This window comes from Acutalibacter sp. LFL-21 (assembly GCF_025630755.1).
GTDB lineage: Bacteria > Bacillota > Clostridia > Oscillospirales > Acutalibacteraceae > Acutalibacter > Acutalibacter stercoravium.
Map to the genome: position 1 here is coordinate 1 of NZ_JAOTNT010000006.1, position 12945 is coordinate 12945.

A 12945-nucleotide genomic window follows, 5' to 3' on the forward strand; every position below is an offset into this window, starting at 1 on the left:
AGGTCCTTACGCTCTCGATTTCGTTCAGCCTGTCGGCCTCTCTCTCGAGCGCTTGACTATCTTACCACATTCGCTTCAGTTTGTCAAGCACTTTTTTCGGATTTTTTTCGCGGCCTTTTCCGTTCACCGGTCAGGTTCCGATTTTCAGCCGCTCTCTTCCGAGTTTTTCGAGCTCTCTCTCGAGCGCTCAGATATTATACCGCACCCTCCCTTAAATGTCAACACCTTTTTTCGTGTTTTTTCATTTTCTTTTCAGGAAGGCCCGTTTCCTCTTTCTTTCCCCCTTTTCCCCCTCTGTACAACGGCAAAGAGATCGTGTTATAATATCTCCATTCCAGAGGGAAAACTCTCTATGCCTATTTTCTATATATTATGTATGGGACGTCTTTCCTTTCGCTTTCCTCTTTCTTCGTGAGGTTTGCCGTCCGTCTCCTTATGGTTCTAACTTACCTTACAACTGAAAGGTGTGGTTTCATGCCCCTGCGCATCCAAGCGGACCTGCCCGCAATTGAAGTTCTGGAGTCTGAGAACATCTTCGTGATGACTCACGAACGGGCGCAGACCCAGGATATCCGGCCCTTAAAAATTGCCATTCTGAATTTGATGCCCACAAAAATTGAAACGGAAACCCAGCTGCTGCGGCTTCTCAGCAATTCACCCCTGCAGGTGGATGTAGAACTGCTGCACACGGCGACCCATGTGAGCAAGAACACCAGCTCTTATCATCTAAATACCTTTTACAAAACCTTCGGCGATGTAAGGGGTCAGAGGTTCGATGGGCTGATTATCACCGGGGCCCCCGTGGAGCAGCTGCCTTTTGAGGAGGTGGATTACTGGGATGAGATGTGCCAGATCATGGAGTGGAGCAAGGAGAATGTTTACTCGGTGCTGCACATCTGCTGGGGCGCCCAGGCCGGGCTGTACTATCACTATGGCATTCCCAAGTATCCTCTGCCGGAAAAGCTCAGCGGCATTTACAATCACACGGTTTTAAATCCCTACCATCCCCTGATGCGGGGGTTTGATGACAACTATTTCGCCCCCCACTCCCGCTACACCGAAGTGCGGCTGGAGGATATCAAGAAGCACCCGGATTTGATTCCCCTGGCGGTGTCAGACTTGGCGGGGCTGCACATCGTCACCAATCAGAGCGGGCGGCAGATTTTTGTCACCGGGCACGCGGAGTACGACCGGGACACCCTGGCCAAGGAGTATTTCCGGGACGTGAACAAGGGCCTGAATCCCAAAGTGCCCTACCATTACTTTCCCGGGGATGACGACACCAAAACCCCGCCCTTTACCTGGCGGAGCAACGCGCACCTGCTGGTGGCCAATTGGCTGAACTATTATGTATACCAGCAGACCCCCTATGACTTTCTGTGCGGCGGTCAGTGAGGGCGGCGTGCCTGTACAAAGCGTTTCGCGGGCGGGGCAGGGACCATTCTTGCAAACCCCGAGTGAATCCGATATAATGGAAAGTACGACGCGGAAAGGAGCGCTTCTTATGAAATACGACGGCATCCTGTTTGATCTGGACGGCACTTTATGGGATTCCACCGAGGCGGTGGCAGCCTCTTGGAAAATTGCCCTGCAGGGCCAACCGGATGTGGAGGCGCCTCCCACCCGAGAGCAGCTGGAAGGCGTGATGGGCATGACTGGCGAACAGCTGATGGCCACCTTATACCCCCAGCTTTCCCCCCAGCGGCATCAGGAACTGTTCGACCTGTGCTGCCAAGTGGAAAATGGGTATCTGCGGGAGCACGGGGGGCGTCTCTATCCCAGCCTGGTGGAGACCTTGGACAAGCTCTCTCAGAAGCTGCCCCTGTTCATTGTCAGCAACTGCAACGAGGACTACATTCCCAGCTTTTTAGACGCGCACCAGCTTCACCGGTACTTTACCGATTGGGAGTGTATTGGACGGACGGGCCGGCCAAAGGGGGAAAATATCCGCCTGGTGGTCAAGCGCAACCACCTCGCCTCCCCCCTTTATGTGGGGGACACCCACATGGACCAGGAGGCGGCCGCTCAGGCCGGGGTTCCCTTTCTTCACGCAGCCTACGGCTTTGGAGAAGTGGAAGAAGCGCCCAAGCTCCTCTCCTTTTCAGAGCTGCCGCAGCTTTTAGAAGTGTGAAGGTTTCTGGTGCTTGTGTTTTCAGAAAGGAGGAGGCATGAAAACCTCTCTGCTGTTTTCCAGTTATCCCTTTATCAGCGGCGAAAAGGTGACCTTGACCCGCGTTACCGACATGGACGCAGAGGCCTTGTGGCTCCTTCTCAGCGACGAGGACACCCACCGGTTTACCCCGGAAGGGGCAGTACATTCCTCCCGTGAATGCGCCGCCCGGCTGCGCCAGTTCGACACCCTGTTCCAAGAGCGCCGGGGCGTGGTGTTGGGAATCTACTCCACGTTAAACCAGCTGGTAGGGCTTTTGGAGGTCTCACACCTTGACCGCCAGGTGGAATCCGTAACGCTGAGCTTTATGCTGCTTCCAGAATACACAGGGCAGGGCTACGCCTCCGCCGCGGTGCGGGCCGCCTGCGATTATCTGCTGCGCACCGTGGGGGTCCATCGAATCCAATGCTTTGTGCTGCCTATCAACTACCGGGCGGTGCTGGTGCTGGAGCGGTGCGGCTTTGTGAAGGAGGGCACCATTCGGGAGGGTTTCCTCTGGCCGGACAAGGGCATCGTGGATCTGACCCTCTACTCCCTGCTGCCCACGGACCGGAAACCCAAGCTGGACGGACCTGCCCAGTATTTCTAACAAGCGATAGAAAACGCCCCCTCCGGGCCAAGGAGGGGGCGTTTTCTATTGGTCGAAGGCGGCCCGCATGAAGAGCAGCAGCTTTTTCTCCCGGCGGCTGACCTGCACCTGGGTCATACCCAGCAGGGCTGCGGTTTGGGTTTGGGTTTTGCCCTGGAAGTAGCGGTATTGAATGAGCTTGCGGTCCCGCTCCTCCAGGGTCTGCAAAATTTGATACAGGGTCAGGCGCTCGGTCATCCTCTCCTCGGGGGCCTCCACGGGCACGTCCACCTCGCCCCCGTCCTCTGGACCGGTGAGGGACAGGGGAGCCTGTCCCACTCCCAGGGCCAGGGCGGCTTTCTCCACGGGAACGCCCAAGCGCTGGGCCACCTGGGCCACTCCAGGGGCTTTTCCCGTCTCTTGGCGGAGCTGGTCCGCTGTCTCCTGGGCTTTGCGCCCCAGGTCCCGCATGCCCCGGGAGACCCGCAGGGCCCCGCCATCCCGGAACAGGCGGCGTACCTCCCCCAGGATGACCGGCACGGCGTAGGTGGAAAATTTCACCCCCCGGGCCGTGTCGAAGTTCTCCGCCGCTTTCACAAGCCCCACGCACCCCGCCTGGAACAGGTCGTCATACTCCACACCCCTGCCCAGGAACCGGCGGGCGCACAGATGCGCCAGGCCCAGGTTCTCCTCCACCGTGCGGCGGCAGGCCTCCCGCTCACTGTTTGGTGTCAAAGTATTTGGTCAGGGTGACGCTGGTGCCCCGGCCCACGGCGCTGGTGACCCGCACGCTGTCACAGAAGCTTTGCATCACCGCAAATCCCAGGCCCGCCCGCTCCTCGCCGCCAGTGGTGAACAGGGGCTCCATGGCTTTTTCAATGTCCGGGATGCCGCAGCCCTTGTCCCGCACCTTTACCACGGCCTTGCCATTTTCAAATAGCTTGACCGTTATGTACACGGTGCCCCGCTTGTCCTTGTAGCCGTGGACGATGGCGTTGGTCACCGCCTCGGAAACGGCGGTCTTCATGTCGGTCAGGTCCGCCACAGTGGGGTCCAGCTGGGAGAGGAACGCCGCCACCGCCGCCCGGCCGAACCCCTCGTTGACGGAGCGGGAGTCGAAGCTGATCTGCGCTTGATTGATGGGCTTCATCAGCCAGCCCTCCTTTCGATGGCTGCCAGGGACGCGATGCCGGAGAGCTCCACCATCTTGCCCAGGTTCGGGGAAAGGCCGCAGAGCACCACATGGCCCTTCCAAAACTGCAAAAGCCGCACCCGGCCCAGGATCAGCCCGATGCCGGAGCTGTCCATAAAGGGCACCTGGGAAAAGTCCAGCCGCAGGCAGTAGGGCTTCACCTTCTGGGCGGTGTCGTCGATGGCCTCCCGCATATCCCGGGCGCTGTGGTGGTCGATCTCCCCGGAGAGCCGGGCGGTGAGCACCCCTTCTTTATAGCTGAGCTGTACACTCATAGTCTTCCTTCCTTTCTTTTCGGCACAGGGCGGGGCAAAGAAAAAAAGGCCCTGGAAGAAGGGCCAGCCTTCTTCCAAAAGCCTGTTTCTTCCCTTTGCATCTATTCTACAAAGGGATGGGTGCGTATTTTGCCAAAGGATGTCACAGCGGAAAGTTCTTTTTTCTCCAAGAGAAGGGCCTCACTTCCGCCGTTTGGGCAGCATGCCGCGTTTCTTCTTGATCCAGCGGGAGTATGGCGTTCCGGGTTTCATTCTCCAGAACAGCAAGCTGTATATTATACACCAGCCTATGTCAAATACCACAGCTCCTAGGGCTAACCCACGCCCAATCACTGGAAGAGCTACAACACAATCGAAAAAACAGCAAAGTAATAAAACCACGGGGTGCCCAAACAAAATCACAAAGTAGAGCAACAACAGTGTTTTAGGAACTACATCGCGAAATCTTTTATAGAGGAACCACTCTCTTACGCTTTGACCTTGTTTCCGTTTTTTCAGCGTGCTGTTGTTCAGCTGGTACGAAATAATCCCGGCCAGCGTTAAGCGAATGTAAAAAAATGAAATCACATACCATACTAAAACCACGCAAGCATGCTCATAGAAATTCATTACAGGTTTCCTTTTCCAAACTTACCTTTCAGCATGTCGCGGATCTCCCCCGCCAGGTAGAAGGAGCCGCAGACGATGAGGGCGGCGTCCTGCTTCATGGCGCGGGACGCTACGGCCAGGGCCTCCCGGCAGGAGCCCGCGGGGATGGCCTTGGGGCAGAACTCCCTGGCGACCTGAGCCAGCTGCTGGGCGGGCAGGGCCCGGTGTCCCTGGGGCGTGACCGTGACGATGGTGTCAAAGAGGGGGCCCAGCACTTGCAGCTCGCCCCGGCTGTCCTTGTCGGCCAACACGCCCATGATGGCTACTTTCCTCTGGGGGACGAACTCCTCCAAGGCTTGACGCAGGGCATGGGAGCAGCCCGGGTTGTGGCCGCCGTCCAGCAGCACCAGGGGGGACTGGGAGATGACCTCCATCCGGGCGGGGATGAAGGCCCTTTCAAATCCGCGGGCTATGCCCTGGGGGGTGACGGGCCAGCCCCGGCTTTGGAGCACCTCCAGCACCTTCAGGGCGGTGACGGCGTTCTTCACCTGGTGCTCCCCCAGGAAGGGGGTGCGCAGGGCCAGCCGCCCCCAGGGGGCCGTCTCCGCGGTGAAGGCCGTGCCGGACAGGGAACGCTCCCCCTCCCGCACCTGGGAAAGGTCGGGGAGGAACAGCTCCACCTGGCGCTCCTGGCAGATTTGCTCCAGCTCCCGTGTCACCTCTGGGGCCTGGTCGGGGTAGAGCACCAGCCGGCCGCCCTCCTTGACAATACCGGCCTTCTCAAAGGCGATCTTCTCCAGGGTGTCCCCCAAAATGGCGGTGTGGTCCAGGGAGATGGACATGATGGCTGCCGCCTCCGGCACGGGGATGGCGTTGGTGGCGTCGAACCGGCCGCCCATGCCCACCTCCAGCACCACGATATCGCACTGGCGCCGGGCGAACCAATGAAGGGCTAGGGCGGTGATGTACTCGAACTCCGTCACCTGGTCGCCGCTTTCCTCAAACTGGTCGGCGATGGGTGCCAAGGTCTCCACCTCTTCCACCAGCTCCTCCTTGGGGATCATCTCCCCGTCGATCTGGAACCGCTCCCGGAACTCCAGCACATAGGGGGAGGTATACAGCCCCACCTTCAGGCCGCACGCCTGCAGAGCGGAAGCCACCAGGGTGGAGCAGGTGCCCTTGCCATTGGTGCCCGCCACATGGACGAACTTCAGCTGCTTGTGGGGGGCCCCCAGCCGGTCCAGCAGGGCGCTGATGCGCTCCAGCCCCGGCTTGATGCCGAACACCAGCCGGCCGTACACATTGTCCAGAGCTTCTTCATAGGTCATGGTATCTCCTCCACACAAAGAGAGGTTTCCCGTGGGAAACCTCCTTGCCGTTTTTTCTGTGTTCCTTATTGCAGGGCGGCCAGGGCCTCTTCGATACCCCAGACCTTTTCCCGCAGCTTTTCCGCGTTGTCCTTCACCCCGTCGATGACCTTCTGGGGCGCCTTGCTGATGAACTTCTCGTTCTGCAGCTTGGCCTCTGCGGTGGCCAGCTGTTTCTTGGCGCCTTCCAGCTCCTTGGTCAGGCGGGCGGTCTCCGCTTTCTTGTCCACCAGGTCGTCCATGGGCAGGTAGGCCCGGCAGGCGGCAGTGACCACCGTCACGCTGCCCTCAGCCTGGGGTACGCTCTGGGCCACTTCCACGCCGCTGCAATAGGCCAGGCGGGCGATGGCCTCCTTCTCCGCCTCAAAGGCGGCCGTGTCCGCGGCCTCGATGGCCAGGTGGGCCTTCTTGGAGGGGGGCACGTTCATCTCGCTGCGGCGGGTGCGCACGGCGGTGATCAGCTCCATGACCTTCTTCATCTCCGCCTCGGCCTGGGGGAAAGCGCGGCTTTCCTCATACTCCGGCCAGGGGGCCACGATCAGGGCCTGGCCCTGGTGGGGCAGGCTCTGCCAGATCTCCTCGGTGACGAAGGGCATGAAGGGGTGCAGCAGGGCCAGGGTGTTCGTCAGCACCCACACCAGCACCTGGCGGGTATTCTGGGCGGCTGCCTCGTCCCCGCCAGTCAGCGGGCGCTTGGCCAGCTCGATGTACCAGTCGCAGAAGTCATCCCAGATAAAATCGTACAGCTTGGACACGGCCATGCCCAGCTCGAATTTATCCAGGTTCTCGGTGACTTCTTTCGTCACGGTGTTGAACCGGCTGACGATCCACTGGTCCTCCAGGGAGAGGGTTTCCGGAAGGGCGCAGGGCACGTTGTGGCCGTCGATATTCATGTGGATGAACCGGGCGGCGTTCCAGATCTTGTTGGCGAAGTTCCGGCTGGCGGCCACCTTCTCATCGGAGTAGCGGGCGTCGTTGCCGGGGGAGTTGCCGGTGACCAGCGTAAACCGCAGGGCGTCCGCGCCGTACTGATTGATGACGTCCACCGGGTCGATGCCGTTGCCCAGGGACTTGCTCATCTTCCGGCCCTGGGAGTCCCGCAGCAGGCCGTGGAACAGCACGGTGTTGAAGGGAGCCTTGTCCATGTGCTTCAAGCCGGAGAAGATCATCCGGGCCACCCAGAAGAAGATGATGTCGTAGCCGGTGACCAGGGTGTCCGTGGGATAGAAGTATTTCAGCTCTTCCGTCTCGTCGGGCCAGCCCAGGGTGGAGAAGGGCCACAGGGCCGAGGAGAACCAGGTGTCCAGGGTGTCCTCATCCTGGTGGATGTGCTTCCCGCCGCACTTGGGGCAGGTGTCCACGTCCGTCTCGGAGACGATGGTCTCGCCGCAGTCCTCACAGTACCAGGCGGGGATGCGGTGGCCCCACCACAGCTGCCGGGAGATGCACCAGTCCTTGATGTTCTCCATCCAGTTGTAGTAGGTCTTTTCCAGCCGCTCGGGGATGAAGCGGATGGTGCCGTCCTTCACCACGTCGATGGCGGGCTTTGCCAAGGGCTCCATCTTCACGAACCACTGGGTGGAGACACGGGGCTCCACCACGGTATGGCAGCGCTGGCAGGTGCCCACGTTGTGCTTAAGGGGCTCTACCTTGATCAGGTAGCCGCCCTCCTCCAGGTCTTTGACGATCTGCTTGCGGGCTTCCATCCCAGAGAGGCCGGCGTACTTGCCGCCGTTCTCGTTGATGGAGCCGTCCTCGTTCATCACATTGATGACGGGCAGGTTGTGGCGGCGGCCCACCTCGAAGTCGTTGGGGTCGTGGGCGGGGGTGATCTTCACCACGCCGGTGCCGAAGTCCATCTCCACATACTCGTCGGCCACAATGGGAATCTCTTTGTTCACCAGGGGCAGGATGACGTTCTTGCCCACCAGGTGCTTGTAGCGCTCGTCCTCAGGATGAACGGCTACAGCGGTATCGCCCAGCATGGTTTCCGGGCGGGTGGTGGCCAGCTCAATGTATCCGCTGCCGTCAGCCAGAGGATAGCGCAGGTGCCAGAAGGAACCCTGCTGCTCCTCAAAGATGACCTCCGCGTCGGAAATGGCGGTTTTGCAGTGGGGGCACCAGTTGATGATGCGCTCGCCCCGGTAGATCAGGCCCTCTTCATAGAGCTTGACGAACACATGGCGCACCGCCTTGGAGCAGCCCTCGTCCATGGTGAAGCGCAGCCTATCCCAGTCGCAGGAGGAGCCCAGCAGCTTCAGCTGCTCCAAAATGCGGCCGCCGAACTTATCCTTCCAGGCCCAGGCCCGCTCTAAGAAAGCCTCTCGGCCCAGGTCCTCTTTGGAAAGGCCCTCTTCCCGCATGGCCTCCACAATCTTGGCCTCGGTGGCGATGGAGGCGTGGTCGGTGCCGGGCAGCCACAGGGCAGAATAGCCCTGCATCCTCTTCCAGCGGATGAGGATGTCCTGCAGGGTCTCGTCCCAGGCGTGGCCCATGTGCAGCTGCCCCGTGATGTTGGGGGGCGGGATGACGATGGTGTAGGGTTTCTTCTTCGGGTCCACCTCGGCGTGGAAGTAGCCGCCCTGCATCCAAAAGTCGTAGATGCGGCCCTCCACCTCTTGAGGCTCATAGGCTTTCGCAAGCTCTTTGCTCATGTTGTTCCCTCCAGGTTCCTATCCGGGAAGTTCCCGGCGATTCTTCGGTAAAATTCCCTTGAAAATTTATTATTTCATCTTATGCCCGGTTTGTCAACAGAAAATGCGGGCATAAAGGGGGGAAAATGCCCTTTTATGCCTTTTCTTTAGGATTGAGGGCGCAGAAAAGCCGCCCCAGGAGGAGCGGCTTTCTCATGGTTTGCGCGATTCGGGCGAAGCGCGATACGGGGCTTACGCCAGGCCGGCGTTTTCCAAGGCCTGGACGTACTTAACAAACACCGTGGCGGCCTGGCAGCGCTGGGTGTTGTCCCCAGGGTTGAACAGGCCCTTCTCATCGCCGGAGACCAGGCCCAGCTGGTAGGCGTTGTAGACGGCTTCCTTGGCCCAGGAGGAGATGCGGCTGTCATCCGGGAACTGGAAGCCCTCATCCTGGGGTGCGATGCCGCCAGTTATGGACTGCATGTAGTTGTTCAGCACCACGCACATCTCCTCCCGGCTGATGAGGCCGCTGGGATGGAAGCCCCCGTCCTCGTAGCCGGAGACCACGCCCAGCTCCTCTGCCCAGCACACAGGGGCGTAAAACCAGTCCCCCGTTTTGATGTCCGTAAAGCTGGTGCCGGCGGGGACGTAGTCCTCAGGGGCCAGGGCGTTGTAGAGCACTTGGACAAACTCCGCCCGGGTGATGTCCTTCTGGGGATTGAAAAAGCCCCGCTCGTCCCCGGAAAACAGGCCCATATCTGCGGCGGACTCCACATAGTCATAGTACCAGGCGCTGCGCTTCACATCGGGGAAGCGCAGGGGGTCATAGCCCCCCTCCACCAGCTGGTAGGCCTTCTGGTTCTTCACCGGATATCCAAAGTTCACATGGTTTAAATCGGAACTTTCCTGCCAGGGGTTCTCCTCCACATGGTCCGGCTGGCGGCTGAAGGCCTGGCCGTCTACCACGGTTTGCGAGCCGATGAGGAAGTAATCGTAAGAGATGGCCTGGTCGTTGGCGTCATCCCAGGTCAAATCCAGGTTGTACCAGTCCCCATCATCCATCTTAATGTTGTTCCACATGTGGGTGTCGCTGGACGCCAGGGCGCAGGGGATTTCCAACAGGTCGCAAACCATCTTCACAGCCTTGGCGTAGCCATCGCACACAGGCTCATAGGCGTCCCCGGCGATAAGGCAGCTGTAAGCCTGGTGGGAGAGGTTGGCATTCACAGTGCCGTCCTCCTCTAAGGCACCGTAATTATAGGTGCTCTGGGCGGCCAGCAGGTCGTGGACAGCCTGGATCTGCTCGTACCGGGTGGGATATTGGGCCGCCTGGTCCGCAATCTGCTGGGCGGCTTCCGCCTGCTCCAGCCACATCTGCTGCTCCTTGCCGCCATACTGCAGGCGGAAGGCGAAAACCACATTGCCAGTGGTGACGGAGCGGCCGTCGGTGCTGCTCCAGGTGATGCCGTAGCGCATGTCAGAGAGCCAGAGCAGGCCGGGCTGGTCGTAACGCAGGGCAGTGATGGCCGCGCACAGGTCGGTGTAAATGGAGCGGTACAGGGCCTGCGAAGCGGAATCCGGCACAAAGGTGGAGTTCTGGATGGAGCCGGTCAAGGTGAGGTTGTAAAGCTCCTGCACGAACATCTGCACCTGGCGGTAACCGTCCACCTCCGCGGCGAAAAGGATCTCGTTGGGAAGCAGGCCGGCCAGCTGGTCATAGCAGGCCTTCTGCCGGGCAGTGAGCTGGCCGTAAAAAGAACCGTCGTCGTAGGAACCCAGGGGCGCGGAAAAGGTTTGGGCCGCCGAATATCCCGCTTCGTCCCCGCCCAGGGTATCCCGGGTCTCCATCAGGGCATAGCCCTGTTCCCCGTCAGTCCACTGGTACACGGCGCCCAGCTCCCCAGCGGGCTGCTGGGCCTCCTCAGCCAAAGCTCCCACGGGCAGAACGGACAGCAGCACCAGCATTGCCAGCAGCAGGCTCCACCCCTTTGCGATCCTCTGTTTCATCGTCTTTCTTCCCCTTTCTTCCCTCCAGCCCAAAAGCCGGACTTTTCTATAAATAGTGTCTCTATTATCCCTGAATCCATCCCCAATGTCAATCCCCAGCAGGGCTCTCCAGCAGGGGCTCTGACTGGGAAATTCTGCCCCAGGGTTGCATCTTGACGGATTTTGTGCTAGAATGTAACAGATTTGTAACCTTTGGCACTTTCGCCTACGGGCACATCGGGGAGAAGTTTTCCTTTCTCCCGCGGGGAAATCGGGAGTTTAAAATGGGAAAAAGCCCTTTCATGTTTAGGAGGAATGCTTTATGACACAGCAATCTGCGGGACCTGCCCGCCGGGTGCTCACGTTTTTTGTGACACTGGCGGTGCTTTTGGCCTCTATTGCCGGCCTGGGCCAGAGCGCCCAGGCAGCAGGCACCCCCACTTCCATCGGCCTGGCCGAGCACGGCCTGATGGCCTACCGGGACAACTGGCAGTATGTGTACGGCGGCAAGGGCGGAGACACCGATGGCGACGGCCTGCGGGAGTCCGACTGCGCCGGGCTGATCTACGCCTACTTTAAGGATATTGGAGCGGAGGCCGGCTGCTATGGCGGCGCTTCCTCCCAAGTGAAATACAACTGTGTATTTTCCGGTGATGTGGATGAGCTCTACGGTATCCCCCGCATCCACGGGCTGGTCATCACCATGCCCGATTACAACGACCCTTCTACGGGCATTTACAGCCACATCGGCATTTATGTGGGCAACAACATGGCCACGGACAACAGCGATTTCAACACCAACATGGTGTATGACCAGGTGGTGGGCAGCGGCCGGGGCTGGACTGCCTGGCATGTGTTTGACAACGGCACCCTGTACCCCTCCAACGGTTGGTACGAATTTGACGGGGCCCTGTACCACTACACCGACTGCCAGTACGATGTGGACAAGGTGGTAGACGGCATCACCATCGGCAGCGACGGCATCGCCCTGGGCTCCGACGGCGAGCCCCTGACGGCGAACTCTCCCGAGGCCCCGGCTCTGAGCACGGAGTACGTCTCCGCCACCACCGTAGCCCAGCAGCTGGAGAGCCTGGGCTACAGCGGGAAGGACAGCACCGCCGACATCATCGGCGGCGGGGATGACGTGCCCAGCGAAGATGAGTTCAACGGCCGCATCACCGGCGTCGGGGTGTCGCTGCGGGAGGAGCCCACTACCCAGTCCCGGCAGCTGGCCACCCTGGCTCTGGACGAGCGGGTGCAGATTTTGGAAACTGTGACGGGAGAGCGGCTCTCCAACGGCGATGGCGCCAGCGACCAATGGTGCTCTGTGGTGACGGAAACCGGGCGCTCTGGCTATGTGTGGGCCCCTTATGTGGAACAGGAAGCCAGCGTCGAGGCCCCTGTCTTCTCTGTGGAGGACGGCAGGCTGGTAATCACCGCAGAAGAGGGGCTGGACATTCGCTACACCACTGACGGCAGCCGCCCCACTGCGGAGAGCACACCTTACACCGGTCCTATCCACGCCTCCGGCACCTACCGGGCCGTAGCCGTGCGGGACGGCTGGACAAGCCCTATGGCCACCATCACCTTTGCGGGTGGCAGCCTGTTCACAGACTTCACCAGCGATGACTGGTACTTTGAGCACGTGGACCGCACCGTGGAGCTGGGGCTGTTTTCCGGAAACGGGGACCAGACCTTTACGCCCACCAGCACCATCACCCGGGCCCAGTTTGCGGCAGCCCTGGCCAACCTGGCCGGTGTGAACGCAGAGGACTATAAGGGGGAGACAGGCTACAATGATGTCAGCGGGGATATCTGGTATTCCGGGGCGGTGAACTGGGTCACCAGCCAGGGCATCATGGCCGGCATTGGGGGCGGCGCCTTCTGGCCGGAGGAACCCATCAGCCGGGAGCAGATCTGCGTGGCAATGGCCAACTACGCCGGGCTGACCTACAGCGGCAGCTCCGGCACCTTCGCGGATGACAGCTCCATTCACGACTGGGCCAAGGAAGCAGTGTACGCCTGCCGGGAGCTGGGGCTCATCACCGGCATGGGCAGCAACACCTTCGCTCCCCAAGACCCCGCCCAAAGGGCCCAGGCCTGTGCCATTGTGCTGAACGCCTACGACGCGGGGCTGTAAATTTCCATCCGTCTCAAGCCTGCACA

Annotated in this window: 12 protein-coding genes; 5 read left to right on the forward strand and 7 right to left on the reverse strand. The window is 60.2% G+C overall.

The features are described from left to right. The 4 genes from ODJ80_RS08210 to ODJ80_RS08225 all read left to right on the forward strand — a co-directional run. A partial coding sequence (locus ODJ80_RS08210) for a hypothetical protein (protein ID WP_263041707.1) occupies positions 1-415 on the forward strand: 415 nt, incomplete at its 5' end. Between the two features lie 59 nt (positions 416-474). Continuing rightward, positions 475-1395, forward strand: a complete 921-nt coding sequence (gene metA / locus ODJ80_RS08215; protein ID WP_263041708.1) for a homoserine O-acetyltransferase MetA — start codon at positions 475-477, stop codon at positions 1393-1395. 109 nt (positions 1396-1504) lie between these two features. Continuing rightward, a complete protein-coding gene (locus ODJ80_RS08220; RefSeq protein WP_263041709.1) occupies positions 1505-2131 on the forward strand; it encodes an HAD family hydrolase in 627 nt (208 codons plus the stop codon). Between the two features lie 37 nt (positions 2132-2168). Further along, the gene (locus tag ODJ80_RS08225; protein ID WP_263041710.1) at positions 2169-2759 is read left to right on the forward strand and encodes a GNAT family N-acetyltransferase; all 591 of its coding nucleotides are present in this window, start codon (positions 2169-2171) and stop codon (positions 2757-2759) included. Positions 2760-2804: 45 nt separating this feature from the next. On the opposite strand, the gene ODJ80_RS08230 is transcribed toward ODJ80_RS08225, so the two are convergent. The 7 genes from ODJ80_RS08230 to ODJ80_RS08260 all read right to left on the reverse strand — a co-directional run bounded on the left by ODJ80_RS08230 (position 2805) and on the right by ODJ80_RS08260 (position 10800). Next, positions 2805-3473, reverse strand: coding sequence for a sigma-70 family RNA polymerase sigma factor (locus tag ODJ80_RS08230; RefSeq protein ID WP_263041711.1), 669 nt, complete (start codon positions 3471-3473; stop codon positions 2805-2807). After that, a complete protein-coding gene (gene spoIIAB, locus ODJ80_RS08235; RefSeq protein WP_178863436.1) occupies positions 3457-3888 on the reverse strand; it encodes an anti-sigma F factor in 432 nt (143 codons plus the stop codon). The genes ODJ80_RS08230 and spoIIAB overlap by 17 nt, the downstream gene beginning before the upstream one ends. Beyond that, positions 3888-4205, reverse strand: coding sequence for an anti-sigma factor antagonist (locus tag ODJ80_RS08240; protein ID WP_178863434.1), 318 nt, complete (start codon positions 4203-4205; stop codon positions 3888-3890). Before ODJ80_RS08240 ends, spoIIAB begins: the two co-directional genes overlap by 1 nt. A 180-nt stretch (positions 4206-4385) precedes the next feature. Then, on the reverse strand, positions 4386-4814 hold the full coding sequence (locus ODJ80_RS08245) for a hypothetical protein (protein WP_178863432.1): 429 nt from the start codon (positions 4812-4814) through the stop codon (positions 4386-4388). Further along, complete coding sequence (locus tag ODJ80_RS08250; RefSeq protein ID WP_263041712.1) at positions 4814-6121, reverse strand: bifunctional folylpolyglutamate synthase/dihydrofolate synthase; 1308 nt, start codon at positions 6119-6121, stop codon at positions 4814-4816. The genes ODJ80_RS08245 and ODJ80_RS08250 overlap by 1 nt, the downstream gene beginning before the upstream one ends. Positions 6122-6186: 65 nt before the next feature. Beyond that, positions 6187-8814, reverse strand: a complete 2628-nt coding sequence (locus ODJ80_RS08255) for a valine--tRNA ligase (RefSeq protein ID WP_263041713.1) — start codon at positions 8812-8814, stop codon at positions 6187-6189. Positions 8815-9045: 231 nt separating this feature from the next. After that, a complete protein-coding gene (locus ODJ80_RS08260) occupies positions 9046-10800 on the reverse strand; it encodes an S-layer homology domain-containing protein (protein ID WP_263041714.1) in 1755 nt (584 codons plus the stop codon). Positions 10801-11101: 301 nt separating this feature from the next. On the opposite strand from ODJ80_RS08260, the gene ODJ80_RS08265 reads away from it, so the two are divergent. Beyond that, on the forward strand, positions 11102-12919 hold the full coding sequence (locus ODJ80_RS08265; RefSeq protein ID WP_263041715.1) for an S-layer homology domain-containing protein: 1818 nt from the start codon (positions 11102-11104) through the stop codon (positions 12917-12919). Positions 12920-12945: the final 26 nt, after the last annotated feature.